Here is a 25257-nt window from a genome sequence, read left to right on the forward strand (position 1 = left end):
GGCGGTGAACCAATCTGACGCAGGCGGGAACGGAATGCCTTTAAGAGGCGTTCACCTTCCAACAGTCCTGCCGACGATTCCCCGTCTGCGTGCTAGCCGGGCTGGCCGAAATGCTGCCCGAGCCGCTTCCGCGTCTGTGCAGAGGCCATTAACTTGCATGTCTCGCAAGTCAACCCGGTTATACACCAAGCCCGATGAACCGTTCCGGCTTCGCGACATCCAGTTCCACGATCCACAGGTCTGGATCCTGACGACCGCGAGTCTCGATGTAATCCGAGAACGCCAGTCTCATCGTGAGGGACTCACCGAAATCCGGGCTGGTTTGTTGCCTTCTGGTGCATTGCCAGACCCGCGATCCGTCGAGTTGCGGCATGCGCTCATAGATTCGCGCATTGTCTCCATTCTCGATCAGAACGAGCATGATCGTCCCGGCGTCGCGCTCCCCCTTGTTCAGCACGGTGCCGAAGCCGCCTTCGGCCTCGACCGCGCGAATGAAGCCCGAAACCTCGATATGGGCGGGAATCCGCGCGTCCACGGCTCAGCCCGGTCCGCCTGAGCCGGAGTATCCGGGCAGGCTGGAAAGGGCGATACGCGAACGCATGAAAGTGCCGGTTCCGCGCCCCACTTCGTCGCCTGCCGCATCGACCAGCCGCGCCTCCGCGACCAGAACGCGGCGGCGGCCGCTGACCCATCGTCCTTCCGCAACCACGGTGCCGCCCTTGATCGGCTTGCTCAACAGGAGGTTGAACGACGTGGTCAGCAGGAAGCGATCGGTGACTAACGTGTTAGCTGCATAGAAGGCCGCGTCGTCGAGCATCTTGAAGTAGATGGTGCCATGGGCAGCCCCTGCCGCGTGGAAACAATCCGGCTCCACGTCGAACGTGATCCGCGACAAGCCCTCGCCCAGGATATCCAGCCGCGAGCGAAACAGTCCATTGATCGGCGCCGAGGCATAAAGCCCTTCCAGCGCCCGCCAGTGCATGCCGGCGCCGGACGAATCCGGAGCACCGACTTCCAGTACGTCAGGCGGCATCGCGCTCGATGACGTTGTTGAGCAGGCTGTAGAGCGCCTCGGGGCCGGGCGCATCGATCAGCGCCGCGTGCATGCGCTCATCACGCATCATGCGCGAGATCGCCGCCAGCGCGTGAAGGTGGGTTGCACCCGCGTTCTCGGGCGAGAGCAGCCCGAAGACCAGATCGATCGGCACGCCATCGGCGGATTCGAAATCAACCGGCGAGTCGAGGCGCATCACCACCGCCACCGGGCGGCCGAGGCCTGCCATGCGGGCATGGGGAATGGCGATACGGCGACCGAAGCCGGTGCTACCCAAGTCCTCTCGCTCGACGACGCGCGCCAGCACCTGTTCCCGATCGAGGTGATAGACCTCGGCGAACAGATCGGCGAGGCGGCCGAGAATCGCTTGTTTGCTGTCTGCGCTGGTGGTCACCACGGCGTCAGGCAGGAGGGTAAAAAGACTGCTCATTTGCGTTTCTGGTTCTGGCCCAAGCGGGTTTTCCTAGGGTTAAACGTCCATAACCCCCGGAAAACCGGGGGTTATGCTTGCTCCTTCGAAAAGAAGTGTAGACGCCTAGTCGGCGCCTGGGTTGGCGTCAGTGCGGCTCAACCCAGCCAATCGAACCGTCGCCGCGGCGGTAAACCATATTATGGCGTCCCGTGCCAGCATTTTTGAACAGCAACGCCGTGGTGTTCCGCAAGTCGAGCATCATGACCGCGTCCGAAACGGTGGCTTCGGGAACGTCAACGCGGGTCTCGGCTATGACTACCGGGGCATCCGCATCGAACTCTTCTTCCTGTTCCTGCGCCTGCTCTTCGAAGATCGTGTAGGCGGCTTCTTCCACGGCCACCGCATGAGCGGTCTGCTCATGGCGATCCTTGATCCGGCGCTTGTAGCGGCGAAGTTGCTTGTCGATCTTTTCGGCCGCCTGATCGCAGGCGATATGCGCATCCTGCGCCATGCCGGTGCCCTTGAGCACAAGGTTCTGCATCACGTGAACCACGATATCGCAGCGGAAAGCCGCGGCAGGCGCGCGGCCGAACGTGACTTGCGACGACAGCGCGCGGCTGAAGTACTTGTCCACGATCGCGGTCAATCGCTGGCTGGCGTGGGTCTGGAGGGCTTCACCGGTGTCGACCTGATGGCCGGAAACGCGGATGTCCATGGGTGATTACTCCTCTGCTGTGATTCAGGCGCCCCAGAGCGGGGCATCCACCGACTTTAGAAACTCCGCATGGATGAGGAGTTCCTCCTCGGTGGCCGCGTGGGGACGCGGTTGACGGAAGGGGCGGTCCTTTCGAAGCAGGATCCGCGTTTCCGTGGTGATCTCGGCGGTTTCGGCGAGGAGTTCGAGACCGATCTGACGACCGCCCCTGAGTTCCACGTAGACCTGCGCGAGCAGCTCGGCGTCTAGCAAGGCGCCGTGCTTGGTTCGATGACTTCGATCAATTCCGTACCGCGTGCAGAGCGCGTCCAGCGACAGCTTGGCGCCGGGATGACGAACCTTGGCAAGCGCCACGGTATCGACCATCCGGGTCAGGCAGACTTCGGCCAGCCCGCATTTCGCGAGTTCGAAATTGATGAAGTTGAAGTCGAAAGAGGCATTGTGCGCGATCATCGGCGCATCGCCAATGAACGCCACGAAATCGTCGGCACAGTGTGCGAATAGCGGTTTGTCTGCGAGAAACGCATCCGACAATCCGTGCACGGCTTCAGCTTCGGCCGGCATTGTGCGCTCGGGATTGAAATAGGCGTGATAGGTTTTTCCGGTCGGCACCCGGTTGACCATCTCGATGCAGCCGATCTCCACCATTCGGTCCCCGCTTCTGGGGTCAAAACCTGTGGTTTCGGTATCGAAGATGATCTCTCTCATCCCTCTCCATATCTGCCTGCCCGCTTCACTTCGCAAGGGCCTGAGGGGATTATTCTGACTCGGCCAACGCGTCCACGATGCGGCCCACCTGCTCGCGGGTTTCTGCCAGCGACGTACCGGTATCGATCACGAAATCAGCCCGCGCGCGCTTTTCGGCGTCGGCAACCTGCAAGCCCAGGATCTGCTCGAATTTTTCGGCCGTCATCCCCGGCCGCGCAAGTACCCGGGCACGTTGCATATCGGCCGGGGCGGATACCACCACCACGCCGTCCAGCCCCCGCTCGCCGGTCTTCTCATAAAGCAGGGGGATGTCGAAAACGACCAGCGGCGCACCGTCATAGTCGCCCAGAAACCGGCGCCGGGCCTCCGCGACGGCGGGATGGACAATGCCCTCGAGTCGCGCAAGCGCATCCCGATCACCGAACACCGCGGCGCCAAGCTTCTCGCGAATGACTCCCAGCGGGCCCGTCGTTCCGGGAAAAGCCGCCTCGATCGCCGGCACCAACGCACCTTCCGGTCCCTGGAGTTCATGGACGGTGGCATCGGCATCGAACACCGGAACGCCAAGATCCCGGAACATCCCGGCGACGGTCGACTTGCCCATGCCGATCGAGCCGGTGAGTCCCAGAATCTTCATGACTTGCGCATTTTCATGACGTCAGGCGTTCACGCAGTTCCGGATCGAAGGCACGCGGCGGCGTAGCGCCGAAGAAATGCCGGAAAGCGACGTCGGCCTGGCCGATCAGCATGGAGAGACCGTCCACCGTCTCGAATCCTGCTTCTCGTGCTTGCTGGAGGAGGGGGGTGTCGAGCGGGCTGGTGACGATATCATAGACCACGCTGCGCGGCGGCGCATGGCTGAAATCGAAAGCAAGCGGCAGCTGCCCGGTCATGCCCAGCGGACTGGCGTTGACGATCAGGTCGAGACATTGCTCGCGATCGTCGAAAGCGAAGTCCGTGGCCTGGGCAAAGTGCGCCAGATCGATGGCGTGGTGGTCGTCCTGCGCGGTCAGTTCGTCCAGCATGGTCCGCGCCTTGGCCGGATCGCGGCCGGCCAGGACCACCACGAAGCCCCGCTCCGCCAGCGCCGCTACGATCGCGCGCGCAGCGCCGCCGGTGCCGAGCACGCGCGCCATGCGGAACAGGTGAACCTGATCGAGCAGCGGTTGCAGCGGCTCGAGAAATCCGGCCGCATCGGTGTTGTAGCCGGTCAGAGTCCCGTCCGCCTCATGCACCACCGTGTTGACCGCACCGATCCTGGCGGCAAGCGGATCCAGGCGATCGAGCAGGGGAAGAATCGCCAGCTTGTGCGGCATCGTGACGTTGCAGCCGCGCCAGTCCGCATCGGTGCGGCGCTGCGCCAGGTAATCCGCAAGGCCCTCCACCGGCACCTGGTGACGATCATAACGGCCGGAAAGCCCCAGTTTCTCCAGCCAGAACCCGTGGATCACCGGAGACTTGGACTGCGCGATCGGATCGCCGATCACTTCGGCGTAAGGCAGGCTCGCGTCAGGCAGGGTCATTGGGCGATCTCTCCCAGGCGGCGCAGCGCTGCCTGCACTTTGAGCAGCGGCATGCCGAGGATGGTGAAATAGTCGCCCTCGATCGTCTCGAAAAGCTGCACGCCGCGCGCCTCGATGCGAAATACCCCGACGCATCCGGCGACTTCGGGCCATTCCGCATCGAGATAGTCGGCAATGAAGGGCTCGGAAAGCGGCGCGACATGGAGTTTCGCCACAGCGTCTTCGGCCCAGAGCACTTCGCCGTCGCGCACGAGGGCGGCGGCGCTGTGGAGATTCATGACCTTGCCGGAAAAGAAGCGCAGATGATCCGCGGCCGCTTCCCGGCTCGCGGGCTTGTCGAACCGGCGACCGCCGCATTCGACCAGTGAATCGCTGCCGAGAACGAGTTCGCCCGGCGCCTCGGCGGAGATCGCCAACGCCTTGGCCCGCGCGAGTTCCAGCGCGATCTCGGCCGGCGGCCTACCGGCAAGACCGGCTTCGATAGCGCGCTCGTCGACCTGGGCGGGCTGGGCGCGGAACGGGATGGCGGCGGCTTCGAGCATGGCGCGCCGCGAAGCGCTTTGCGATGCCAGGACGATCATCGTTGACTCTTTCGCGTTCAAATCGGCTTGGGACCGAGCGGATCCTGCGATCCTTCGGCCTTGCGCTCGTTATAGAGATTGATGATCGCCGCAGCGGTCTCCTCGATCGAGCGGCGCGTCACGTCGATCACCGGCCACGAATTGTCCGCGAACATGCGGCGCGCATATTTCAGCTCGTTCTCCACCCTGTCGCTCTTCACATAGTCGGTATCGGGCGACTGGCTGAGCGACAGCAGACGATTGCGGCGAATTTGAATCAGCCGGTCCGGAGCCGTGGTCAGGCCGACCACCAGGGGTCGTTTCAGCCCGAACAGCAGCGGCGGCGGCGGGCTTTCGACCACGATCGGAATATTCGCGACCTTGTAGCCGCGATTGGCGAGGTAGATCGAGGTCGGCGTCTTGCTGGTGCGCGAAACGCCCGCCAGCACGATGTCCGATTCCTCCCAGTCTTCCCAGGCGATGCCGTCATCATGGGCGATGGTGAACTGAATCGCGTCGACGCGGGCGAAATAGGCATCGTCCAGGCGGTGCTGGCGACCGGGACGGCCCTTGGCCTCCTGACCGAGCAGGGCCTCCAGCGCATCGGTGACGCCATCGAGCACGGCGATCGCCGGCAGGCCCAGCTGCTGGCAGCGCTCTTCCAGTCGCCCGCGCGTTTCCTCGTTCACGAGGGTGAAGAACACCAGCCCGGGATTGGCAGCGATCTCGCCCATGATCCGGTCGAGATGCTGCTGCGAGCGGACCATCGGCCAGAAGTGCCGCAAGACGTCTGAATCGTCGAACTGGGCGAGGGCGGCCTTGGCGATCATTTCCAGCGTTTCGCCGGTGGAGTCAGACAGCAGGTGGAGATGAAAACGCGCCATTCGGGGCTGTTCCGAAGTCTTTCGCTTGAAGAACCCCCGAGACATCCCGGCGGGCTGTGGATATGTGGCGGCATAAACCACGGGATAGTGCTGGTGACAACTCGCTTCCCGGCTTTCCTCCACATTGAACCAATTTCATCGAGAGAGTCGTAAACATGATTCAAATCCGCCCCACACCCTGTGGGTAACCGGGATAAAGAGTCTTTGACTCAGACTCCTCGGAGAGTCGCTTCGCAAATTTGAACCTGTTCGGCGTGGATTGAATCGTGCAAGATTCAAAAGTCCCCGATATCCACAGGGCCAACAGACTCCATCATCCTTCTAAGAATCTTTTATTTTTTTGATCGGACGTGAATCTCGATGCCTGGCCTCCTTCTCGAAAACCTGCTCGGAACGAACACGAGCAAGCGTCCAGTCTGGCTGATGCGCCAGGCCGGAAGATACCTTCCCGAGTACCGTGCCCTGCGCGCGGAAAAGGGCGGATTCCTGGCGCTCGTCTACGACACCGACGCCGCTGCGGAGATCACCTTGCAGCCGATCCGCCGCTTCGGTTTCGACGGCGCGATCCTGTTCTCCGACATCCTGATCGTGCCTTACGCCATGGGTCAGAATCTCGAATTCCTGGCCGGCGAAGGCCCGAAGCTGACTCCGCGCCTGGTCGATTCCGCGCTCACGGGCCTAACCGCAGTTCCGGAGCGGCTCACGCCGATCTACGAAACGGTGCGCAAGGTTCGCGCCGCTCTCGATGTCGAATTCGATTCAGCCAAGACGATGCTCGGGTTTGCCGGAAGCCCCTGGACCGTCGCCACCTACATGTGCGCGGGCGAGGGCAGCCGGGATCAGCATGAGACTCGCGCCATGGCCTATCGCGACCCTTCGGCTTTCGCGGAGATCATCCAGGCTATCGTGGGGGTGACTGTCGAATATCTCAGTGGCCAGATTCAAGCCGGTGCCGAAGCCGTACAGTTGTTCGATTCATGGGCGGGGTCGCTCTCTCCCGCGCAATTCGAGCGCTGGGTCATCGCTCCCAATGCCGCCATCGTATCGGCGGTAAAGGCGCGGCATCCCGAGACTCCGATCATCGGCTTCCCCAAGGGAGCGGGCGAAAAGCTTCCGGCCTATGCCCGTGAGACCGGTGTGGACGCGGTCGGAATCGACGAGACGATAGACCCGATATGGGCCGCGCGAGAATTGCCTCAGGGGCTTCCGGTGCAAGGGAATCTCGATCCGCTGCTGCTGCTTTCCGGCGGCGAGGAACTGGAGTTCCAGGCCCGGCGAGTGCTCGATGCCTTCGCGGACCGTCCCCACGTGTTCAATCTCGGCCACGGAATCGGACAGTTCACGCCCATCGCCCATGTCGAGCAGCTGCTGGGAATCGTGCGGAACTGGGCCCGCTGAACCGGGTCACCCCGCTGATTCAGCTTGCGATTCAGGGTCGGAATCGTCTTGCCCCAGGGATGCCAAGGGTGCAGGAGGGCCGCCCCTGAACCATCGAGTCTCGCGGCACCCATGCAGGAAGTGCTTTCCATGCTCTATCTCTGGCTCAAGGCCGGACACGTCATCTTCGTGATCTTCTGGATGGCCGGGCTGTTCATGCTGCCGCGCTACTTCGTCTATCACCAGGAGGCGGAAGCCGGCTCGGCAGAGGAACTGCGCTGGATCGATCGCGAGGCGAAGCTGCGCAAGATCATCCTGACGCCTTCGCTGATCCTTACCTGGGTGCTGGGCATCGCCACCGCCACGGCGATGGGGGCGTGGAGCGAAGGCTGGCTTCATGCGAAGCTGCTCTTCGTGCTCGGACTCTCGGGCTACCATGGCTGGCTGGTGGGCTACGGCAAGAAACTGGCGCGCGGCGAACGTCCGCTGACCGGCAAGAAGCTGCGCCTGCTGAACGAGATTCCGGGGCTCGCGGCGGTGGTGATCGTGATCCTGGTGGTCGTGAAGCCGTTCTGACCGCTTCGTCGTCCCGGGCTTGATCCGGGACCGCTGGCATTTCTTTAGGCGATAGCTCGCTGGAGAGCGTCCTGCAGCGAAGTGGGCTGTTCCCGGCCAGCGGTCCCGGATCAAGCCCGGGACGACGAGACTACCTCGTCCCATTCCGCTTACTTCACCCATTCCATTCGCCCCGCCCAGACGCCGCTTGACGGATTGACTCGTTGACCGGAACCCGCCGAAGGCTTATCTGAGCCTTGTTCCGGCACAGGGCGGCGAGCCCATTCTCCTGCCCGGATCCGCTTTCCCCAAGCCCTACGATCCCGCCGGCCGACACACCATTTCCATCCGGAATCCAGACAAATGCATCTTAAAGAACTCAAAAAGAAATCATCGGCCGAGCTGGTCGAAATGGCAGAGGAACTGGGCGTAGAGGGCGCGTCGACGCTGCGCCGCCAGGATCTGATGTTCGCCATTCTCAAGGAAGTGGCCGAGGACGGTGAGGAAATCATCGGGCAGGGCACCATCGAAGTGCTGCCGGACGGCTTCGGCTTCCTGCGCAGCCCCGAGGCGAACTATCTCGCGGGTCCCGATGACATCTACGTCTCGCCGAACCAGGTCCGCAAATGGGGCCTGCGCACGGGCGACACCGTGGAAGGCGAAATCCGCGCCCCCAAGGACGGGGAGCGCTATTTCGCCATCACCAAGCTTCAGAGCGTCAACTTCGACGATCCCGATGCGGTGCGCCACCGCGTCAACTTCGACAACCTGACGCCGCTCTATCCGAACGAGCGCCTGCGTCTCGACACCCTGGACCCCACGGTCAAGGACAAGTCGGCCCGCGTGATCGACCTCGTCAGCCCCCAGGGCAAGGGCCAGCGCGCCCTGATCGTGGCGCCGCCGCGCACGGGTAAGACCGTGCTGCTGCAGAACATGGCCAAGGCCATCACCGACAACCACCCCGAGGTGTTCCTCCTCGTCCTGCTCGTTGACGAGCGCCCCGAGGAAGTCACCGACATGCAGCGCAGCGTGAAGGGCGAGGTCATCTCCTCGACCTTCGACGAACCCGCGCAGCGCCACGTCCAGGTCGCCGAAATGGTGATCGAGAAGGCCAAGCGCCTCGTCGAGCACAAGCGCGACGTGGTGATCCTGCTGGACTCGATCACGCGTCTCGGCCGTGCCTACAACACCGTGGTGCCCAGCTCGGGCAAGGTGCTGACGGGCGGTGTGGACGCGAACGCCCTGCAGCGCCCCAAGCGCTTCTTCGGCGCCGCGCGCAACATCGAGGAGGGCGGCTCGCTCTCCATCATCGCCACGGCCCTGATCGATACCGGCAGCCGCATGGACGAAGTCATCTTCGAAGAGTTCAAGGGCACGGGTAACTCCGAAATCGTCCTGGACCGCAAGGTGGCGGACAAGCGCATCTTCCCGGCGCTGGACGTCGGTAAGTCCGGCACCCGCAAGGAAGAGCTGCTGGTACCCAAGGACCAGCTCACCAAGATGTGGGTGCTGCGCCGCATCCTCATGCAGATGGGCACTGTCGACGCGATGGAGTTCCTGCTCGACAAGATGAAGGACTCGAAGACCAACGAGGACTTCTTCTCGACCATGAACCAGTAAGGGGAGATCGGGGGCTTGAGCATTCTTCAGACTCTGGTGGCCACCTCTTCCTTGGGTGGCCCCGCCGAGATCTGGCAGCACATCGTCAACGATTTCTCGAACCTGGGGACGCCGGCAGCAATGTCGGCGTTCCTGCAGGTGCTGTTGATCGACGTGGTGCTGGCAGGCGACAATGCCATAGTGGTCGGTGCCCTGGCCGCCGGACTTCCGGCCGACCAGCGCAAGAAGGTCATCGCCATCGGCGTGATCGCAGCGCTGGTCCTGCGCGTAGCCTTCGCCCTCATGGTGACCTGGCTGCTCGGCATCGTCGGGCTCGTCTTCGCGGGCGGATTGCTGCTGCTTTGGGTCGCCTGGAAAATGTACCGCGAGATACGGGCCGGCTCCCACTCTCCGGGCTCGCCCGAGATCGTGGGTGACGAGCATTCGGGCGTTAAGCCTGCAAAGAGCTTCGCCGGCGCGGCGATCTCGGTTGCCGTGGCCGATATCTCCATGTCGATCGACAACGTGCTCGGCGTAGCCGGTGCCGCGCGCGAGCATCCGGGCATTCTGATCGTCGGGCTGGTCTTCGCCGTGGCCCTCATGGGCGTGGCGGCGAACTTCATCGCCCGGTACATCGAGCGCTACCGCTGGATCGCCTGGATCGGCCTCGTGGTGATCCTTTACGTGGCGGTGAAGATGATCTTCGAGGGATGGGTCGATCCGCAGCTGGGGATCGTCACTCTGATCTGATGAAAGAGGGCTCGGATTTCCGGGCCCTTTTTTTTCCTGGGGGATGATCCCCCAGACCCTCGGAATGTCGACCTTGTGCGCCGCCTACCCGTGGTGCGCTCTTTGCGACGCAGCCAATATGTTTTCCGATCCTGCCGTGGGTGCACAACGGATAGGCGGCGCGCAACGACGACAGTAACGGGGTGCAGGGGTAATAACCCCTGCTCTTCCTCTTACTTCTTCAGGGAATCAAAACCGTAGACCCAATGGTGGCCCGGCTTTCCAAAGCCCGATGCGCCTCGGCAGCCTGCTCCAACTTGAAGGTCTGCCCGATACGCGGCTTGAGGACTCCCTTGGCGATTCGGTCGAACAGCTTTTCCGCACTGATCGCAAGCTGCTCCGGGGTTGCGACGTAATCCGCGAGCGTCGGGCGGGTAAGGTAGATCGATCCCGCCTTCATCAGGTCCAGCGGCGCCACCGACGGTACCGGCCCGGAAGCATTGCCGTACGTCACCATGAACCCACGCTTGCGCAGCGAGGCGAGCGAGGCCGACCAGGAGGCTGCGCCCACGCCGTCGTAGACGACATGACACATCTCGCCTTGGGTAATCTCGCGAATGGCTTCGGGCAGCTCGTTGAAATCGCAATGGAGCGAATGATCGCCGGGCACTTGAGCGGCTTTTTCGGCGCTGCCGGAATGGGCGATGACGGTCACGCCGCGGTCGAGCAGCCAGGGAACCAGCAGCGAGCCTACACCGCCAGCTGCCGAGTGAACCAGAGCGACGTGGCCGTTCGCGGCGGGGAAGGTGTCTTCGGCTAGGTAGCAGGCGGTCAGGCCCTTGAGCATCACGGCGGCGGCGATCTCAGGCGCGATCGATTCGGGTATCCGCATGACTTTTGCGGCCGCGATCAGGCGGTGGGTGGCATAGGCACCTCCGGCCTGAGTCGTGCCGACCCGTTCGCCTATGGAGAATCCGGCTACGCCTTCGCCCAGCGCCACGATCCTTCCGACGCTCTCCGACCCCAGACAGATCGGCAGGGCATCGGCATAGAGTCCCTTGCGGTAATAGGTATCGATGAAGTTGAGACCGACTGCCTCGGTTTCGATCAGCACTTCGCCGGGAGCGGGGGCGGGGACGTCGAAGTCCTCGCGCTCGATCACTTCGGGGCCGCCGTGGGCACGCGCGATCATTCGATATCCGGTGGTCATCGTCTGGAAGTCCTTGAGTCAGGCGTGCCCGGTCCGCGTCCCGCGGACGCGGAAGGCCGGGCCCTGTCCATGTCAGCCGAGGTGTTCGGCGAAGAAATCGGCCGTGCGCTTGTCGGCCAGAGCGGCGCCGGCTTCGTCGCGGCGTGCGCCGATTTCGGCGGCAAAGCCGTGGTCCAGGCCTTCGTAGTCCCAGAGGGTGACGCGCGGATGATCGTCGAGACCGTCATGGATCGCCTTCTGGGCGGCGGCATCCACGAAGTGATCGGCCGTGGGAATGTGCAACATGAGCGGGCGGGCGATGGCGTGCTTTTCATTCAGCATCTGGTCGATCATCACGCCGTAGTAGCCCACCGAGGCATCGATATCGGTGCGCGCGGCTACCATGTAGGCGATGCGCCCGCCCATGCAGAATCCGACGAGGCCGATCTTGGGAACGCCTTCCTGGCGGCGGATCCAGTGGATCACGGCTTCGATATCGCGGATGCCGAGATCGAAATCATGCGCCATCATGTGGTCGATGGCCTGCTTGAACTCTTCCTCGACATAGGGGCTCAGTTCGATACCCGGATTCTGGCGCCAGAACGTGTCGGGCGCCACCGCAAGGTACCCTTGTGCGGCCCAGCTATCGGCCTTCTGGCGAATACCGGCATCGACGCCGAAGATTTCCTGCTGCACGATGATCGCGCCGCGCGGGGTACCTTCGGGACGGGCGACGTAAGCGGGAATCAGGCCGTCGCCGTCGAGCGTCGGGATTTCGGTATTGGTCATGAAAGTCTCCTGCGGATATCGAGTCTGGCAGCCTTCCGGGCCATAGGAACGTCATCGAGGTTAGGCACGAGCGGTGGACTTTGCCAACGCCATGTGCCACCCCGGATGAACAAATTCCATGGGAGGCCGTGATGAAGGTCAATGTCGAGGTCGAATGCTCGCCTGAAGAGGCACGGCGGTTCCTCGGCCTGCCGGATGTCACCAAAGCCAACGACGTCTATGTCGATGCGCTGGCGAAGGCCATGCAAGGCGTGGGGAATTTCGACCAGCTTCAGGAACTGAGCAAGCAGGTTGCGCCCATGGGCCAGTTCGGTCTCAAGCTGTTCCAGCAGTTTCTCGAAAGTGGCGCTGCCATGGCGATGAGCGGGGCCATGACCGGCAGCAGCAAACCCAAGAAGGACGGCTGACGCCGGGCGGGGTTTCCGTGAGGCTTCCGCTCCTGTAGCGCGGCGCCATGCCTCCCGAACCTATGTCCCCAGAACGTCAAGACACCATCTTCGCCTTATCCAGCGGATCGCCTCCTGCCGCGATCGGCGTGGTCCGGATCAGCGGTCCGCAGGCCGGACCCGCTCTTGCGGCGCTGGCAGGGGAATTGCCGGGGGCCCGCCGTGCAAGTTACCGAACGTTGCGCAATCGCGAGGGCGCGGTTCTGGATCAGGCGCTCATTCTCTGGTTTCCCGGTCCCAGGACGGCTACGGGGGAAGACCTTGCAGAGCTTCATCTCCACGGGGGAAGGGCGGTAGTAGCCGCCGTGGAGGCCGCGCTTCTGAATGAGACGGGTCTGCGCCGCGCGGCGCCGGGCGAATTTACCCGGCGGGCTTTCGCGCAGGGCCGTATCGATCTTGCGGAGGCCGAGGGCCTGGCGGATCTCCTGTCAGCCGAAACGGAACTTCAGCGTCAGGCTGCGCTGGCCATGGCGGGCGGGGCATTTTCACGCCAGGTCGAATCATGGCGCGATCGCGTGCTGACGGCCTCCGCGGCGGTAGAGGCGGTGCTCGATTTCGGCGATGAAGATGACGTCGCCGATCTGCCGCCCGATTTCCTGAAGCGCCTCAGCGAGATTCGCGCCGAGCTTGAAGATTGGCTCGGTCGACCGCGCGCGGAAGCATTGCGGGAAGGATATCGCGTCGTGCTCGCCGGTCCGCCGAACGCGGGCAAGAGCACCTTGTTCAATGCCCTGGTTGAGGATGAGGCAGCCATCACTTCGCCCCTTGCGGGTACCACTCGGGACGTCTTGACCCGTGCCGTGTCCTTGGGCGGCGTGCCGTTCCTGTTCGGCGATACTGCCGGTCTGCGTGACGAGACGGGAGACGAGATCGAGGCTATTGGCATCTCTCGGGCCCGGGCCGAACTGGACAGGGCAGACTTGGTGCTCTGGCTCGGACCGGAAGGAGAGGGCCCGGCGGATGGTTGGGAAATCTCGCCGCAAGCCGATCTGTTTCACGTGGAACAGAAGAAGGCGCCGCGCCATCGCGTTTCGGCCTTGTCCGGGGAGGGACTCGACGGCTTGCGCGACGATCTCATCGCCACTGCCAGATCGATGATGCCCCGGCCAGGCGACGCTGCCTTGAATCGCCGGCAGCATTCGCTCGTTGCCGAAGCCGAACAAGCGATCGAGGTGGCGGGGGCGGAAAGCGATCCCCTGCTGGTCGCGGAAGGGCTTCGGCTGGCGAGATCGGCTTTCGATGCCTTGGTAGGACGCGCCACAACCGAGGACATGCTGGATGCGCTGTTCGGAAGATTCTGCATCGGCAAGTAGCATGTTCCACGTGAAACATACCAAGCTACTTTGACGTGACTCGCGGCTTCGGGTAAGCGCGGGGTCCATGCACTCCTTCGATGTGATCGTAATCGGCGGCGGCCATGCCGGCTGCGAGGCTGCGGCAGTCGCCGCGCGCATGGGCGCGCGTGTGGCGCTGGTCAGTTTCGACCTGGATGCCGTTGGCGCAATGAGCTGCAACCCCGCTATCGGCGGGCTTGGAAAGGGCCATCTCGTTCGCGAGGTGGATGCCTTCGACGGCCTCATCGCCCGGGCCGCCGACGCGGCAGCGATCCACTATCGCATGCTGAATCGCTCTAAGGGCAGCGCAGTCCAGGGACCGCGCGTCCAGGCCGATCGCAAGCTGTTCAAGGCAGCCATCCACACCCTGTTACAGCAACAGGGCGATCTCACTCTGGTGGGCGGCGAAGCTGCGGCTCTCGTCGTGACGCAGGGCAGGGTGGTCGGGATCGACCTTTCGGACGGCACCAGACTCGACGCTCGCGCCGTCGTACTCTGTACCGGCACATTTCTGGGCGGCACGCTGTTCCGTGGCGAGGAACGGCTGACGGGCGGCCGGATCGGAGAGGCATCGGCGCAACGCCTGGCTGATCAGATGCGAGATGCGGCACTGCCGATGGCGCGGCTCAAGACGGGTACGCCGCCGCGCCTGGACGGCCGAACCATCGACTGGGCTCGTCTGGACGAGCAGCCTTCCGATGGCGAAGACTGGACGATGTCTGCCATGCCCGCGAACGACGCGGGCAATCGTCGCCAGGTTCCGCAGGTCTTCTGCGCCATAACCCGGACGAACCCGCTTACGCATGATGTTATACGCGCGAACCTCCATCGCTCGCCGCTTTTCACCGGAGCGATCGGGGCTTCCGGCCCACGCTATTGCCCTTCGATCGAGGACAAGATTCATCGCTTCGCGGATCGTGATGGCCACCAGATTTTCTTGGAACCCGAGGGGCTGGACAATCCGCTCGTCTATCCCAACGGCGTAAGCACCTCGCTGCCAACGGATGTGCAGTTGGAGATGCTGCGCACGATGGAGGGGTTGGAACGGGTGGAGATGGTCGTTCCCGGCTATGCCGTCGAGTACGATCACATCGATCCCCGCGCACTTCGATCGAGCCTGGAACTGCGGGATATGCCGGGCCTCTATTGCGCCGGGCAGATCAACGGCACGACGGGTTACGAAGAGGCCGCCGCGCAGGGGCTGGTCGCGGGGATGCATGCCGCAGCAACGGTACTGGGGCGCGATGCACCGGCGCTGGATCGGGCGAACAGCTACATGGCGGTGATGATCGACGATCTGACTCTGCACGGCGTGAGCGAACCCTATCGGATGCTGACGGCACGTGCCGAATATCGACTTCGCCTGCGCGCCAACAATGCTTCCACCCGGCTGACTCCGCTGGCCATCGAAATCGGCGCGGCGGGAGCTGACCGCCGGGCCTGGTTCGAATCTCGTCTGGCCCGGCGGGCGAAGATCGAAGCGGGTTTCGATACGTCCGTTTCAGGCCATGAACTCGCTCAGGCCGGACTTCCTGTCCGCGCCGATGTGGGGCGGTTGAAATTGCGGGAGTGGCTCCGCTTTGGAGGCGTCGATCTGGTCGGACTGTCCCCCTGGATCGATCCGGATCTTATTTCGGATGAAGCGCTGGCCGAGGAGATGGTCGAGGATGCCGCTTACGCACCATACCTGGATCGACAGGAGCGGGAGCTTCGCGATCTTCGCGCCAGCGAGGCCCTGTCTCTGCCCGACGATTTTCCGTACGCCGAGATTCCGGGGCTATCCCGCGAGATGGTGGAACGACTGAGCAAGGCCCGCCCGGCGACTCTCGCGGCGGCGGGCCGCATTCCCGGAATTACACCAGCGGCGCTCTCGGCGCTGCTGGTTCATGCCCGCAGGGAGGCGGCGTGATCACGACCGAAGACCAAGCGCGCCAATGGTTGCGTGCACTGCCCGAATGCGACGAGGAGGCCTGGGTTCGTCTTGAAACCCTGGTTGCGATGCTGGTGGAGGAAAATCTCCAGCAGAACCTGGTATCGGCATCCAGTCTGGATCACGTCTGGCTGAGACATATCGTCGATAGCGCCCAGCTGCTTCCGCATGTTCCACGTGAAACATCTACACCGTGGCTGGACCTTGGAACCGGAGCAGGGTTCCCCGGACTGGTCATTGCCGCCCTGCGACCGGAATGCCAGGTGGTGATGGTTGAATCGCGCGCACGCCGGATCGAGTGGCTGGATCGCGCTCGCATTGCGATGGGGTTGGAGAATGCACGCGTCGTCGGACAGCGCCTCGAACTCGTTGAAAGTTTTCCGGTCAACGTGATTTCGGCGCGCGCTTTCGCGCCTTTGGAAAAACTTCTGACAATTTCTTCACGTTTTTCCACAAGCGACACGGTTTGGCTGTTGCCCAAGGGGCGGTCTGCAAAGCAAGAACTGGAAGACCTTCGCAAGTGGCGGCACATGTTCCACGTGGAACAGTCCCTGACGGACCCGCAGGCAGGCATCATTGTCGGCAAGCTGGCCGACAGGAAGGGTATGACCAAGTGATCCGTATCGCTATCGCCAACCAGAAGGGCGGAGTGGGGAAGACCACGAGCGCGATCAATATCGCCACCGCCCTTGCTGCCACGGGCTGGAAGACGCTGCTGATCGATCTCGATCCCCAGGGCAATGCCTCTACCGGAATCGGCGTTTCGGCGTCGGAACGGGATCGCACTTCCTATGAAGTGCTGGTGGACCGGGTGCGGGTGGCCGATTGCGTGATGCCGACCAGCATTCCCAACCTCGATCTTCTTGCCGCGACCGTGGACCTGTCCGGGGCCGAGGTCGAACTGGTCAATGCCGACGATCGCGCCAACCGCCTTCGATCGGCTTTGCGCGGAGATCTGGGCTATGACGTCTGCCTGATCGACTGCCCGCCTTCGCTGGGCCTCTTGACTCTGAATGCGCTGACGGCGGCGGATACCCTGCTGGTGCCGCTTCAATGCGAATTCTTCGCGCTTGAAGGACTCAGCCAGCTTCTCCAGACGGTGGAGCGGGTGCAGCAGCGATTCAATCCCGATCTGGGTATTATCGGCATTGCGCTCACCATGTTCGACCGCCGCAATCGCCTGACCGACCAGGTATCCGATGATGTGCGATCCTGTCTTGGCCAGCTCGTTTTCGAAACCACGATTCCGCGCAATGTGCGTCTTTCCGAAGCGCCCAGCCATGGTGTGCCCGCCCTGATCTATGATCATGCATGCGCCGGCAGCCGGGCCTACATGGCGCTGGCGCGCGAACTTATCACCCGCCTGCCCGAGAAGAGGAAAGCGGCATGAACGACGAATCGATCGTCCGCATCAGCGTACCCACCGCACTCAATACCGCAGGCGGTGCCGCCGCTGCCTCCAAGCAGAAGCCGAAAGGTCTCGGCCGGGGCTTGGGTGCCCTGCTGGGCGAGACCCGCCGCGAGGAGCCGCTGGCTGCGTCCGGAGGGTCCGAGGGCCGGGGGACGCTTCCGAGGGCGGGGGGGCTGGCCGTGCTCGCCATCGCCGATATCACGCCGCATCCGGATCAGCCGCGCCGCATCTTCGACGAGGAGGCGCTGGAGGAACTGGCGGCTTCCATCGCGCATCGCGGCGTGATTCAGCCGATCATCGTGCGGCCCACGGATAATGGACGTTACCAGCTGGTTGCCGGTGAGCGCCGCTGGCGGGCAGCGCAGAAGGCGCAGCTTCACGAAATTCCCGCATTGGTTCGCGAACTCACCGAACGCGAGGTCATGGCCCTGGCCCTGATCGAGAACCTCCAACGCGAGGATCTCAATCCGATCGAGGAAGCACGGGCATACAATCGCCTGGCGGAGTTCGAAGGCATGACTCAGGCCGAGATCGCCCGCATGGTCGACAAGAGCCGTAGCCATGTCGCCAATTTCCAGCGCTTGCTGGCCCTTCCGGACGGGGTCATCGCGATGGTGGAGAAGGGCAGCCTGTCGATGGGCCATGCCCGTGCCCTGATCGGCTGCGAGGGTGCCGAGGAGATCGCCGATGCTGCGATCAACAAGCAGATGTCGGTGCGGGAGGTCGAGAAGCTGGTGCGAAAGAAGGCACGCGGCGATGTTGCGCCGCGCCGCGCCCGAACCGCCCGCAATGCGCATGAGGACGCCGACATAGTGGCAGTGCAGAGTCACCTGGAGGAGTTTCTCGGGCTGCCGGTGAAGATCAATGCCGATGTCGATCCGAAATCGGGCACGGTGACGATCCGCTATGCCACGTTGGACCAGCTCGACCTGATCTGCCAGCGCCTTACCGGCGGCGCGATCTGAACTTGAGACTGTGCTGAATGTCGAACGGCGCCTGAACCTCGGTTCGGGCGCTGTTTGCGTGGAGGGCTACTCTGCGCTTTGGGTCCCGGCTCGGCGAGGGATGGAGCGGCGGGCAGGGCGGATGCCGGTGTCGTCGGCGTAGGCGATAGGCTCGCCCCTGCTGTCGATCGCCTGGATTACCGGAATGGATACCATCCGGGGCGGCGCTGCCCGGCGAAGTTGGTCCGGATGGACGTAAGCATATCCGGGCGCCGCATAGCCAAGGACAGGCGTGACGATCTGCCCCTGGCGATACCGCGCGAGATAGTCCGCCAGGTAGGCCTCGCACTCGCCATGATCGCCCTGGCCTTCGCGGACGGTGCCCGATCGAGGGCGACTGGCCGCGACTGTCTGGTGGCAGTCCTGCAACCAGGATTCGCGCTGTGCTGGATCGAATTCATAGCGCATCGGCGGCGGCGCTTCGGAGGCGGAATCGCCGCGAAGAAAATCGGCGCCTGCCTGCCCTTCCGCTGCCAACGCAGGCGAAGCACAGGTAAGAGCCGCTATGCCGACAAGGACGGCCGGAGCGAGATTCGCGGTGCTGAAGGTCGAACGCATTCGCAGGGCCTCTTCACGGATTCCGGGCATTAGCCGCGTTTGTTAACACGGTGTTAGCACCTTTTCCGCTGAATGGCCAAGCCTCTGCCGCAACCGACCAAGTCCCGCGCGGAGACGTTCCGCTTTAGATCGAACCGGCGACGAGCGCTGCAATAGCCTCGATTCCGGTCGCATCCTCAGCATCGAAGCGATCCGCGACGGGGCTGTCGAGATCGATCACGGCAACGACCTTACCCTCGCGCAGCACCGGCACCACCAGTTCAGAGCGACTGTCTGCATCGCAGGCGATATGGCCGGGGAAGGCGTGGACGTCCGGCACGACCTGGGTTTCGCCGCTCGCCGCCGCCGTGCCGCAAACGCCGCGACCCAGCGGAATGCGGATGCAGGCCGGTTTGCCGACGAACGGCCCGAGGACCAGTTCGTCCTCGACGTTGCGATAGAATCCTGCCCAGTTCAGGTTGGGCAGAAATTGCCAGATCAGCGCGGCGAGGTTGGCCATGTTGGCAATGCCATCGCGCTCGCCGTCGACGAGCGCCTTGGCGGCCGCAGCCAGATCGGCATAGAGTTCGGTCTTGGGCTGGTCGCCCTTGGGAGCAAAGTCGTACATCGGCTCCCGATACTCCAAGTCGTTGTTGCCGCATAGGCAGCTCCAGCCTATTTCAGGGCGATGCGCTCCATTCTCACAAAATCCGCCCTGGCCCTTGTGGCGGTCGTTCTCGTTGGCGGCGGTGTCGTCGCCTGGGCCCAGTATTCCAATACGTCGGATCTGCCGTTCGACGATACGGTGGGCAAGGATCCGAAGTTGGTCGAGCCGGACCCGCAATGGATTCCCAGCGTCAAGCTGGTGAAGACAGTGGGCTGGGCGGCCGGTGAGGCGCCCAGGCCCGGCGCGGGGCTGGCGGTTGCCCGCTTTGCCGATGGGCTCGATCATCCGCGTACGATGCTGACCTTGCCCAACGGCGACGTTCTGGTGACGTTGACCAATGCGCCGGCCGGCAACAAGCCCAAGGGCCTTACCGGCATGGTGATGGGCTGGATGTTCAACCGGGTCGGCGCGGGCCAGGCCTCACCCGACAGGATCGTCCTGCTGCGAGACGCCGATGGCGACGGCAAGGCCGAACAGCGTTTCGATTTCCGCACCGCCGACATGCATTCTCCTTCCGGCCTCGCCTATCGGGACGGCAAACTCTACATCGCCAATCACGATAAAGTCCTCGAATTTGCGTTCCAGCCCGGCGCGACCAAGTTGGACGGCAAGCCGCTGCGCACGATGATCGACCTGCCTGCGGCCGGCAATCACTGGATGCGCAACCTGTTGCTGAGCCAGGACGGCAAGCACCTTTACGTTACGGTCGGTTCGGCGACCAATATCGCGGACGACGGCATGGAAGCGGAAACCGGCCGCGCTGCGATCTGGGAAGTCGACGTGGATACGGCGCGCCGTCGCCAGTTCGCCGCCGGCATGCGCAATCCCAATGGCCTGGGCTGGAATCCCTCGACCGGCGAGTTGTGGGCCACGGTGCAGGAGCGCGACATGCTGGGGCCGGATCTGGTGCCGGACTACCTCACCAACGTTCCTGTGGGCGCCCAGTACGGTTGGCCGTGGGTTTACTGGAAAACGACTTTCGACGAACGCGTCGAGTGGCCGATGCAGAGCTACATGCTCGAATATACGCGCAAGCCTGAGTACGCGATGGGTGCCCACGCCAGCGTTCTCGGCATGGTCTTCGCGGGGGGCGGCAATCGAATGGGCGCGAAGTTCGCAAACGGCGCCTTCGTGGCACGCCATGGCTCGTGGAATCGCCGCCCTGCGGTGGGCTATGACGTGGTATTCGTTCCTTTCGACGCCAACGGCAATCCGCAGGACGGAAAGCCGGTCCCGGTGCTCTCGGGCTTCCTGAAAGACGCGTCGAACACCCATGGCCGTCCGACCTGGCTGGCCTGGGACAAGAGCGGCAGCTTGCTGGTGAGCGACGATACGGCGGGCGTGATCTGGCGCGTGCAGGCGCCGGGGGCGACGCCCTCGGCCGCGATCAAGCCGGTGGAGACGGAGCACCTCAAGCCGGTGAAGGAGATCAAGGATCCGACCGTACCCGGCGCCACCGTAAATCTGGAGGCCGGATTCACGAAGGGTCCGGACAAGCTGCTGCCCACGGGCCAATGAATGGCGAAGAGGGGGCTGGAAGGCCCCTTTTCTTTCAGGGCAGATACTCAGCGGCCGTAACTGCTGATTCTTGTATCAGATGACTTTCCCCGCGCGGCCGGCCACTTCGGTGACATATTGCCAGGCCACGCGGCCCGACCGCGCCCCGCGACGGCGCGACCATTCGAGCGCGTCGTGCTCGTCGAACTCCAGGCCGAACTGTTGGGTGTAGCCCTCGATGATCGCCAGGTAGGAAGGCTGATCGCAGTTATGAAAGCCGATCGAAAGGCCGAAGCGATCCGCCAGAGCCAAGCGATCGTCCACCACGTCGCGCGTATTGATGGGATCGTCCTGCTCGGACATCGAACGTGAGACGATCGCGCGGCGGTTGGCGGTAACGGCAAGGCGCACGTTGTTGGGGCGTGCCTCCACGCCGCCTTCCAGCCAGGAGCGCAGCAGGCGCGGACCGGCGCCGTCGTGCTCCTCGAAACCGAGATCGTCGATGAAGACCAGGAACTGCCGATCGACCTTGCCGAGCAGGGCGAAGAGGGCGGCAACGCCATGGAGCGCTTCCTGCGCCACCTGAACGAGCGCGATGCGGCCGGGATGCGCCGTCTGCGCGGCGCGGATGGAGGCACGCATCACGGCCGACTTGCCCATGCCGCGAGAGCCCCAGAGCAGCATGTCGTGCGCCGCATAGCCCGCTGCGAGGCGCTCGACGTTGCCGACCACGCGCTCCTTCTGCGAGTCGATCCCGCGCAGCAGGTCGAGCGGCGGGGCGAGGAGTTCCCGCACGCCGCGCGCTTCGTTGCCAGCCCAGACGTAGGCAGGATGGGCGAGCCAATCGACCGGATGCGCCGGCGGGGGGGCCAGGCGTTCGAGGGCTTCGGCAATGCGGCTCAGGACTTCGATCTGGTCGGTCATGCTGTCAATTCTTCGCTCGTCAGTTGGTAGAGAAGGCTGGCACACCCTCCTGCGCCTGGGCGAGGTAGCCCATGGCTTCGGGCACCAGATGCTCGATAAACTGGCGAGCGGCCACCTTTTTCCGCTTCCCGAACGGGTCGTCGTGTTTCACGTGGAACTTCGGGAGCAGGAAGATGACACCGGCTGCGGGATTCCGTCGGTGGTGACGGGCACCACATCTGCTGAAGCATCCTCTGCGCGGTTTTTCTTGGCTTTCGATCTTGCCGGCTATAGCGGCGAAGCATGGAGCGCAACATTGGACCCGAATTGCTGAGCCCGGACCAGACCGGCGTATCCCGTGCTGCGGCGCTGCTGGAGGAGGGCAGGCTGGTCGCGGTGCCAACCGAGACGGTCTATGGCCTCATGGCCCGCGCCGACCGCGATGAATCGGTTGCGTCCATCTATCGCGCCAAGGGGCGCCCCAGCTTCAATCCTCTGATCGTCCATGTAGCCGATCTCGCCGCCGCGCAGGCGCTGGCGGTGCTGGATGAGCGGGCGCTGGCTTTGGCCGAGGCATTCTGGCCCGGCGCACTGACGCTGGTGCTGCCGTTGCGCGAAGGCGCGGCGGTGGCTCCGGCCGTTACGGCCGGACTGCCCACGGTGGCGCTGCGATGCCCCGCCCATCCGCTGATGCGGGCAGTGATCGCCGCTTCCGGCCTGGCCCTCGCCGGGCCTTCCGCCAATCGCAGCGGCGGCGTGAGCCCGACGCGCGCGGAGCATGTCGTGGCGTCACTGGGGGGCAATGTCGACGCGGTGATCGATGGCGGTCCTTGCGAGGCTGGACTGGAATCGACGATCGTCGCCCTTCGCGATGATGGCCGCTGGCAGATCCTGCGACCCGGTCCGATACCGCAGGATGCGATTCGCGCCGTTCTCGGCACCGACAGCGATGGTGTGACCTCGTTGGCGATCGAAGCGCCGGGGCAGCTTGCCAGTCACTATGCGCCGGGCAAGCCGGTGCGCCTGAATGCCGCTGCGGCGGAGGCAGACGAATTCCATATCGGGTTCGGGGAGGTTGCCGGAGACATGAATCTTTCGGCTTCCGGCGATCTCGTCGAGGCGGCGTCGCGGCTCTATGCGCTGTTGCATGAGGGCGCGGCGGCGAGTCAGCCGAAGATCGCGGTTGCGCCGATTCCCGGTGAGGGGGTGGGCGCGGCGATCAACGACAGATTGAAGCGAGCGGCGGCCTGAGGCGGAAATAGGGGAACATTCAGATGGCCGTCGTCCCGGACTTGATCCGGGACCGCTGTCCGTCTTTAGGCGCCAACTTTCGGCAGGGCGCTTTACTGTGAGATGGGCTGGGCACTGCCAGCGGTCCCGGATCAAGTCCGGGACGACGATTCCGCTTGGATTCCGCTTGCTCAGCGTCGCTGGGGTGCGGCTCCGGGCATCAGGTACTGCATGTCCGCGTAGTCGTCGCGCGCCTTGTTGCAGGCCTGCCGGTCGCCACGATCGCATTGGCGAAGGTGCTTCTCGTACTGGCGCTGCATCTTGCCGAGTTTCTCTTCCTGCTCGCGCATCTGGCGGCCGCGTTTCTCGTCCGCTTCGGACTGGCTGGTGGTGACGGCATCCACGGCCGATCCGGCGATGCGCACCGGGGCGGTGATGATCTTGCCAGCGGTGCTGATGCAGCCCGAAAGCAGCAAGGCAGCGGCAGGGACGAAAAGGGGAAGGGCGCGCTGAATCATGATGGTGAAAGCTGTCACGAAGCGACTTTCCGGAGAATGAACGTTCGGGGGAACGTCTATGGGCGGGGCTCACAAAAGGAAAGGGGCCGCGTCCGGTGTGGAAGCGGCCCCCTTGCGTGCGAGATAACGCTGCGTCTGATCAGACTGCTTCGGCGCTCTCGTAGTACTTCGGCGCATACTCGTTGAGGATCGCGAGGATCTTCTTCAGAGCGGCCGGCTCGTCGGTCTTTTCCATGGCCGCGAGTTCGCGGGCCAGACGCGAGGAAGCGGCTTCGAAGATCTGGCGCTCGGAATAGCTCTGCTCCGGCTGATCGTCGGCGCGGAACAGGTCGCGAGTCACTTCGGCGATCGACACGAGGTCGCCCGAATTGATCTTCGCTTCGTATTCCTGGGCGCGGCGCGACCACATGGTGCGCTTTACCTTCGGCTTGCCCTTCAGCGTATCGAGTGCTTCGCGCAGGGTCTTGTCGGACGACAGCTTGCGCATGCCGATCGATTCGACCTTGTTGACGGGAACCCGAAGAGTCATGCGCTCTTTCTCGAAGCGCAGAACATAGAGATCGAGCTGCATCCCGGCAATTTCCTGCTTCTGGAGCTCGATGACACGGCCCACGCCGTGCTTAGGGTAAACGACGTAATCTCCAACATCGAAGGCATCGGCCCTGGTTGCCATGTATCGTCCTTTCACCTGCAGTGGTTCGCTGCCATACCTACGGTGAGAGAAACCCGGGTGGATGCGACATGAAAACGCAAGAACGTCTTCGCCGCCCGGTCAGATTACTCTCCCAGCCGTTTGCTTTCGAACCCTGCCTCGCAATGCAAATGCCTGCCAGACGGGCAGAGCGCCCGGGCAGTTGCTGGATTATATAGCATCGATGTGACAAAATTACCAGAGGCGAGCTGACGGTTAACCGTCGCTCGCCTCGAAGCGCGTTGAAAAGGTATCTCTACCCGCGCCAAGTCCCTCTTTCGGCGGAGAAACCGGACCGCCGACCGAGTGTGCAAGTGCGAAGGATCAGTCGCCTTCGCCGGGTTCGGGCGAGAAATATTTTTCGAGCTTGTTTTCCTCGCCGCGCATGGCGTCCGCGTCGTCCGGCGCGTCCTTCTTGGTGGTGAGGTTGGGCCATTCCGCGGAATACTTGGCGTTCAGCTCAAGCCACTGCTCAAGGCCGCTCTCGGTATCGGGCAGGATCGCTTCGGCCGGGCACTCCGGTTCGCAGACGCCGCAATCGATGCACTCGCTGGGGTTGATCACCAGCATGTTCTCGCCTTCGTAGAAGCAGTCCACCGGACAGACTTCGACGCAATCCATGTACTTGCACCGGATGCAATTGTCGGTGACGACATAGGTCATGGCTGCGTATTCCTCTTAGAAGGCCTGGTTTCGGTTGGCCGCTGCTATGGGAACATCTGCCCCCGCGTCAAGCACTCTGTAGCAGGATTGGGCTTCCGGTGCGGGTCCACGACGGGTCGGGAGGGATAGGATTTCTATCACCCGCACGCCTCCAGCTGTGGGAACGGTCAAAACATCGCCTGGACCGACCTTCTGGTGCGCCCGTTCCACCCGCCGTCCGTTGAGGCGCATATGGCCTTCTTCCGCCAGGGTGTGGGCAAGCGGTCGCGTCTTGACCAGGCGCAGGAACCAGAGAAGCTTGTCGATCCTCATGCCTGGCTTGCTCCTCCCGC

Annotated in this window: 31 protein-coding genes; 13 read left to right on the top strand and 18 right to left on the bottom strand. The window is 63.5% G+C overall.

Going from position 1 to position 25257, the window contains the following annotated elements; all coding sequences use genetic code 11:
- Positions 1-178: 178 nt before the first annotated feature.
- The 9 genes from RT424_RS03265 to RT424_RS03305 form a co-directional block, all read right to left on the bottom strand.
- Positions 179-535: a DUF1491 family protein gene (locus tag RT424_RS03265; RefSeq protein ID WP_313434517.1), complete on the bottom strand. Its 357-nt coding sequence runs from the start codon at positions 533-535 to the stop codon at positions 179-181.
- A 3-nt stretch (positions 536-538) separates the two neighbouring features.
- Entirely contained in the window at positions 539-1033 is a 495-nt protein-coding gene (locus RT424_RS03270) for a PaaI family thioesterase (protein WP_313434518.1), read from the bottom strand.
- Positions 1023-1484 (bottom strand): PTS sugar transporter subunit IIA, encoded by a 462-nt coding sequence (locus RT424_RS03275; RefSeq protein WP_313434519.1) that lies wholly within the window; start codon positions 1482-1484, stop codon positions 1023-1025. The genes RT424_RS03270 and RT424_RS03275 overlap by 11 nt, the downstream gene beginning before the upstream one ends.
- Before the next feature lie 127 nt (positions 1485-1611).
- Positions 1612-2181: a ribosome hibernation-promoting factor, HPF/YfiA family gene (hpf, locus tag RT424_RS03280; protein WP_313434520.1), complete on the bottom strand. Its 570-nt coding sequence runs from the start codon at positions 2179-2181 to the stop codon at positions 1612-1614.
- 24 nt (positions 2182-2205) lie between these two features.
- A complete protein-coding gene (gene dnaQ, locus RT424_RS03285) occupies positions 2206-2889 on the bottom strand; it encodes a DNA polymerase III subunit epsilon (RefSeq protein WP_313434522.1) in 684 nt (227 codons plus the stop codon).
- A gap of 49 nt (positions 2890-2938) precedes the next feature.
- Complete coding sequence (gene coaE, locus RT424_RS03290) at positions 2939-3526, bottom strand: dephospho-CoA kinase (RefSeq protein ID WP_313434524.1); 588 nt, start codon at positions 3524-3526, stop codon at positions 2939-2941.
- A 13-nt stretch (positions 3527-3539) separates the two neighbouring features.
- Positions 3540-4412, bottom strand: a complete 873-nt coding sequence (gene aroE, locus RT424_RS03295; protein ID WP_313434525.1) for a shikimate dehydrogenase — start codon at positions 4410-4412, stop codon at positions 3540-3542.
- A complete protein-coding gene (locus RT424_RS03300) occupies positions 4409-4993 on the bottom strand; it encodes a Maf family protein (protein ID WP_313434527.1) in 585 nt (194 codons plus the stop codon). The genes aroE and RT424_RS03300 overlap by 4 nt, the downstream gene beginning before the upstream one ends.
- 17 nt (positions 4994-5010) lie before the next feature.
- Positions 5011-5856 carry a pyruvate, water dikinase regulatory protein gene (locus tag RT424_RS03305; RefSeq protein WP_313434529.1) on the bottom strand — a complete coding sequence of 282 codons (846 nt, stop codon included), beginning with the start codon at positions 5854-5856 and terminating at the stop codon, positions 5011-5013.
- A gap of 360 nt (positions 5857-6216) precedes the next feature.
- Here RT424_RS03305 and hemE point away from each other — a divergent pair, with 360 nt between their 5' ends.
- The 4 genes from hemE to RT424_RS03325 all read left to right on the top strand — a co-directional run bounded on the left by hemE (position 6217) and on the right by RT424_RS03325 (position 10137).
- Positions 6217-7254, top strand: a complete 1038-nt coding sequence (hemE, locus tag RT424_RS03310; protein WP_313434530.1) for a uroporphyrinogen decarboxylase — start codon at positions 6217-6219, stop codon at positions 7252-7254.
- Between the two features lie 129 nt (positions 7255-7383).
- Positions 7384-7809, top strand: a complete 426-nt coding sequence (locus RT424_RS03315) for a CopD family protein (protein ID WP_404917099.1) — start codon at positions 7384-7386, stop codon at positions 7807-7809.
- A 342-nt stretch (positions 7810-8151) separates the two neighbouring features.
- Positions 8152-9408: a transcription termination factor Rho gene (rho, locus tag RT424_RS03320; RefSeq protein ID WP_313434534.1), complete on the top strand. Its 1257-nt coding sequence runs from the start codon at positions 8152-8154 to the stop codon at positions 9406-9408.
- Between the two features lie 15 nt (positions 9409-9423).
- Entirely contained in the window at positions 9424-10137 is a 714-nt protein-coding gene (locus tag RT424_RS03325; RefSeq protein WP_313434536.1) for a TerC family protein, read from the top strand.
- Between the two features lie 220 nt (positions 10138-10357).
- Here the strand turns inward: RT424_RS03325 and RT424_RS03330 are convergent, their stop codons facing one another.
- The gene (locus RT424_RS03330) at positions 10358-11326 is read right to left on the bottom strand and encodes a quinone oxidoreductase (RefSeq protein ID WP_313434538.1); all 969 of its coding nucleotides are present in this window, start codon (positions 11324-11326) and stop codon (positions 10358-10360) included.
- 72 nt (positions 11327-11398) lie between these two features.
- Positions 11399-12094, bottom strand: a complete 696-nt coding sequence (locus RT424_RS03335; RefSeq protein ID WP_313434539.1) for a dienelactone hydrolase family protein — start codon at positions 12092-12094, stop codon at positions 11399-11401.
- 131 nt (positions 12095-12225) lie between these two features.
- Between RT424_RS03335 and RT424_RS03340 the strand changes: the two genes are divergently transcribed.
- The 6 genes from RT424_RS03340 to RT424_RS03365 all read left to right on the top strand — a co-directional run bounded on the left by RT424_RS03340 (position 12226) and on the right by RT424_RS03365 (position 18180).
- Complete coding sequence (locus tag RT424_RS03340) at positions 12226-12501, top strand: DUF6489 family protein (protein WP_313434540.1); 276 nt, start codon at positions 12226-12228, stop codon at positions 12499-12501.
- A gap of 62 nt (positions 12502-12563) precedes the next feature.
- Positions 12564-13853, top strand: coding sequence for a tRNA uridine-5-carboxymethylaminomethyl(34) synthesis GTPase MnmE (gene mnmE / locus RT424_RS03345; RefSeq protein ID WP_313434542.1), 1290 nt, complete (start codon positions 12564-12566; stop codon positions 13851-13853).
- A gap of 67 nt (positions 13854-13920) precedes the next feature.
- Positions 13921-15783 (top strand): tRNA uridine-5-carboxymethylaminomethyl(34) synthesis enzyme MnmG, encoded by a 1863-nt coding sequence (mnmG, locus tag RT424_RS03350; protein ID WP_313434544.1) that lies wholly within the window; start codon positions 13921-13923, stop codon positions 15781-15783.
- Positions 15780-16421, top strand: a complete 642-nt coding sequence (gene rsmG, locus RT424_RS03355) for a 16S rRNA (guanine(527)-N(7))-methyltransferase RsmG (RefSeq protein WP_313434546.1) — start codon at positions 15780-15782, stop codon at positions 16419-16421. Before mnmG ends, rsmG begins: the two co-directional genes overlap by 4 nt.
- Positions 16418-17194, top strand: coding sequence for an AAA family ATPase (locus tag RT424_RS03360; RefSeq protein ID WP_313434548.1), 777 nt, complete (start codon positions 16418-16420; stop codon positions 17192-17194). The genes rsmG and RT424_RS03360 overlap by 4 nt, the downstream gene beginning before the upstream one ends.
- The gene (locus RT424_RS03365) at positions 17191-18180 is read left to right on the top strand and encodes a ParB/RepB/Spo0J family partition protein (protein WP_313434550.1); all 990 of its coding nucleotides are present in this window, start codon (positions 17191-17193) and stop codon (positions 18178-18180) included. The genes RT424_RS03360 and RT424_RS03365 overlap by 4 nt, the downstream gene beginning before the upstream one ends.
- A 66-nt stretch (positions 18181-18246) precedes the next feature.
- On the opposite strand, the gene RT424_RS03370 is transcribed toward RT424_RS03365, so the two are convergent.
- Both RT424_RS03370 and RT424_RS03375 read right to left on the bottom strand, forming a co-directional pair.
- A complete protein-coding gene (locus tag RT424_RS03370) occupies positions 18247-18777 on the bottom strand; it encodes a hypothetical protein (RefSeq protein WP_313434552.1) in 531 nt (176 codons plus the stop codon).
- A gap of 124 nt (positions 18778-18901) precedes the next feature.
- On the bottom strand, positions 18902-19384 hold the full coding sequence (locus RT424_RS03375; protein WP_313434554.1) for a GAF domain-containing protein: 483 nt from the start codon (positions 19382-19384) through the stop codon (positions 18902-18904).
- A gap of 60 nt (positions 19385-19444) precedes the next feature.
- Between RT424_RS03375 and RT424_RS03380 the strand changes: the two genes are divergently transcribed.
- Entirely contained in the window at positions 19445-20941 is a 1497-nt protein-coding gene (locus RT424_RS03380; protein ID WP_313434555.1) for a PQQ-dependent sugar dehydrogenase, read from the top strand.
- A gap of 75 nt (positions 20942-21016) precedes the next feature.
- On the opposite strand, the gene RT424_RS03385 is transcribed toward RT424_RS03380, so the two are convergent.
- Positions 21017-21844, bottom strand: coding sequence for a DUF815 domain-containing protein (locus RT424_RS03385; RefSeq protein WP_313434556.1), 828 nt, complete (start codon positions 21842-21844; stop codon positions 21017-21019).
- On the opposite strand from RT424_RS03385, the gene RT424_RS03390 reads away from it, so the two are divergent.
- A complete protein-coding gene (locus tag RT424_RS03390; RefSeq protein WP_313434557.1) occupies positions 21843-22157 on the top strand; it encodes a hypothetical protein in 315 nt (104 codons plus the stop codon). The two genes, RT424_RS03385 and RT424_RS03390, sit on opposite strands and share 2 nt — an antisense overlap.
- Complete coding sequence (locus RT424_RS03395; protein ID WP_313434558.1) at positions 22127-23074, top strand: L-threonylcarbamoyladenylate synthase; 948 nt, start codon at positions 22127-22129, stop codon at positions 23072-23074. The genes RT424_RS03390 and RT424_RS03395 overlap by 31 nt, the downstream gene beginning before the upstream one ends.
- A gap of 170 nt (positions 23075-23244) precedes the next feature.
- On the opposite strand, the gene RT424_RS03400 is transcribed toward RT424_RS03395, so the two are convergent.
- The 4 genes from RT424_RS03400 to RT424_RS03415 form a co-directional block, all read right to left on the bottom strand.
- Positions 23245-23571 carry a DUF6726 family protein gene (locus RT424_RS03400; protein WP_313434559.1) on the bottom strand — a complete coding sequence of 109 codons (327 nt, stop codon included), beginning with the start codon at positions 23569-23571 and terminating at the stop codon, positions 23245-23247.
- 139 nt (positions 23572-23710) lie between these two features.
- The gene (locus RT424_RS03405; protein ID WP_054442043.1) at positions 23711-24244 is read right to left on the bottom strand and encodes a CarD family transcriptional regulator; all 534 of its coding nucleotides are present in this window, start codon (positions 24242-24244) and stop codon (positions 23711-23713) included.
- A gap of 342 nt (positions 24245-24586) precedes the next feature.
- Positions 24587-24925 (bottom strand): ferredoxin FdxA, encoded by a 339-nt coding sequence (gene fdxA, locus RT424_RS03410; RefSeq protein ID WP_086490912.1) that lies wholly within the window; start codon positions 24923-24925, stop codon positions 24587-24589.
- Positions 24926-24940: 15 nt separating this feature from the next.
- Positions 24941-25237, bottom strand: a complete 297-nt coding sequence (locus RT424_RS03415) for an RNA-binding S4 domain-containing protein (RefSeq protein WP_313434560.1) — start codon at positions 25235-25237, stop codon at positions 24941-24943.
- Between the last annotated feature and the right edge of the window lie 20 nt (positions 25238-25257).

The organism is Novosphingobium sp., assembly GCF_032093395.1.
Lineage (GTDB): Bacteria > Pseudomonadota > Alphaproteobacteria > Sphingomonadales > Sphingomonadaceae > Novosphingobium.

What these genes read in the sequence shown, in the direction of transcription:
- RT424_RS03270 (WP_313434518.1), bottom strand. Translation starts at nt 1,033, where the DNA reads ATGCCGCCTGACGTACTGGAAGTCGGTGCTCCGGATTCGTCCGGCGCC.
- RT424_RS03275 (WP_313434519.1), bottom strand. Translation starts at nt 1,484, where the DNA reads ATGAGCAGTCTTTTTACCCTCCTGCCTGACGCCGTGGTGACCACCAGC.
- hpf (WP_313434520.1), bottom strand. Translation starts at nt 2,181, where the DNA reads ATGGACATCCGCGTTTCCGGCCATCAGGTCGACACCGGTGAAGCCCTC.
- dnaQ (WP_313434522.1), bottom strand. Translation starts at nt 2,889, where the DNA reads ATGAGAGAGATCATCTTCGATACCGAAACCACAGGTTTTGACCCCAGA.
- coaE (WP_313434524.1), bottom strand. Translation starts at nt 3,526, where the DNA reads ATGAAGATTCTGGGACTCACCGGCTCGATCGGCATGGGCAAGTCGACC.
- aroE (WP_313434525.1), bottom strand. Translation starts at nt 4,412, where the DNA reads ATGACCCTGCCTGACGCGAGCCTGCCTTACGCCGAAGTGATCGGCGAT.
- RT424_RS03300 (WP_313434527.1), bottom strand. Translation starts at nt 4,993, where the DNA reads ATGATCGTCCTGGCATCGCAAAGCGCTTCGCGGCGCGCCATGCTCGAA.
- RT424_RS03305 (WP_313434529.1), bottom strand. Translation starts at nt 5,856, where the DNA reads ATGGCGCGTTTTCATCTCCACCTGCTGTCTGACTCCACCGGCGAAACG.
- hemE (WP_313434530.1), top strand. Translation starts at nt 6,217, where the DNA reads ATGCCTGGCCTCCTTCTCGAAAACCTGCTCGGAACGAACACGAGCAAG.
- RT424_RS03315 (WP_404917099.1), top strand. Translation starts at nt 7,384, where the DNA reads ATGCTCTATCTCTGGCTCAAGGCCGGACACGTCATCTTCGTGATCTTC.
- rho (WP_313434534.1), top strand. Translation starts at nt 8,152, where the DNA reads ATGCATCTTAAAGAACTCAAAAAGAAATCATCGGCCGAGCTGGTCGAA.
- RT424_RS03330 (WP_313434538.1), bottom strand. Translation starts at nt 11,326, where the DNA reads ATGACCACCGGATATCGAATGATCGCGCGTGCCCACGGCGGCCCCGAA.
- RT424_RS03335 (WP_313434539.1), bottom strand. Translation starts at nt 12,094, where the DNA reads ATGACCAATACCGAAATCCCGACGCTCGACGGCGACGGCCTGATTCCC.
- RT424_RS03340 (WP_313434540.1), top strand. Translation starts at nt 12,226, where the DNA reads ATGAAGGTCAATGTCGAGGTCGAATGCTCGCCTGAAGAGGCACGGCGG.
- mnmE (WP_313434542.1), top strand. Translation starts at nt 12,564, where the DNA reads ATGTCCCCAGAACGTCAAGACACCATCTTCGCCTTATCCAGCGGATCG.
- mnmG (WP_313434544.1), top strand. Translation starts at nt 13,921, where the DNA reads ATGCACTCCTTCGATGTGATCGTAATCGGCGGCGGCCATGCCGGCTGC.
- RT424_RS03365 (WP_313434550.1), top strand. Translation starts at nt 17,191, where the DNA reads ATGAACGACGAATCGATCGTCCGCATCAGCGTACCCACCGCACTCAAT.
- RT424_RS03370 (WP_313434552.1), bottom strand. Translation starts at nt 18,777, where the DNA reads ATGCGTTCGACCTTCAGCACCGCGAATCTCGCTCCGGCCGTCCTTGTC.
- RT424_RS03375 (WP_313434554.1), bottom strand. Translation starts at nt 19,384, where the DNA reads ATGTACGACTTTGCTCCCAAGGGCGACCAGCCCAAGACCGAACTCTAT.
- RT424_RS03380 (WP_313434555.1), top strand. Translation starts at nt 19,445, where the DNA reads ATGCGCTCCATTCTCACAAAATCCGCCCTGGCCCTTGTGGCGGTCGTT.
- RT424_RS03390 (WP_313434557.1), top strand. Translation starts at nt 21,843, where the DNA reads ATGCTGTCAATTCTTCGCTCGTCAGTTGGTAGAGAAGGCTGGCACACC.
- RT424_RS03385 (WP_313434556.1), bottom strand. Translation starts at nt 21,844, where the DNA reads ATGACCGACCAGATCGAAGTCCTGAGCCGCATTGCCGAAGCCCTCGAA.
- RT424_RS03395 (WP_313434558.1), top strand. Translation starts at nt 22,127, where the DNA reads ATGGAGCGCAACATTGGACCCGAATTGCTGAGCCCGGACCAGACCGGC.
- RT424_RS03400 (WP_313434559.1), bottom strand. Translation starts at nt 23,571, where the DNA reads ATGATTCAGCGCGCCCTTCCCCTTTTCGTCCCTGCCGCTGCCTTGCTG.
- RT424_RS03405 (WP_054442043.1), bottom strand. Translation starts at nt 24,244, where the DNA reads ATGGCAACCAGGGCCGATGCCTTCGATGTTGGAGATTACGTCGTTTAC.
- fdxA (WP_086490912.1), bottom strand. Translation starts at nt 24,925, where the DNA reads ATGACCTATGTCGTCACCGACAATTGCATCCGGTGCAAGTACATGGAT.
- RT424_RS03415 (WP_313434560.1), bottom strand. Translation starts at nt 25,237, where the DNA reads ATGAGGATCGACAAGCTTCTCTGGTTCCTGCGCCTGGTCAAGACGCGA.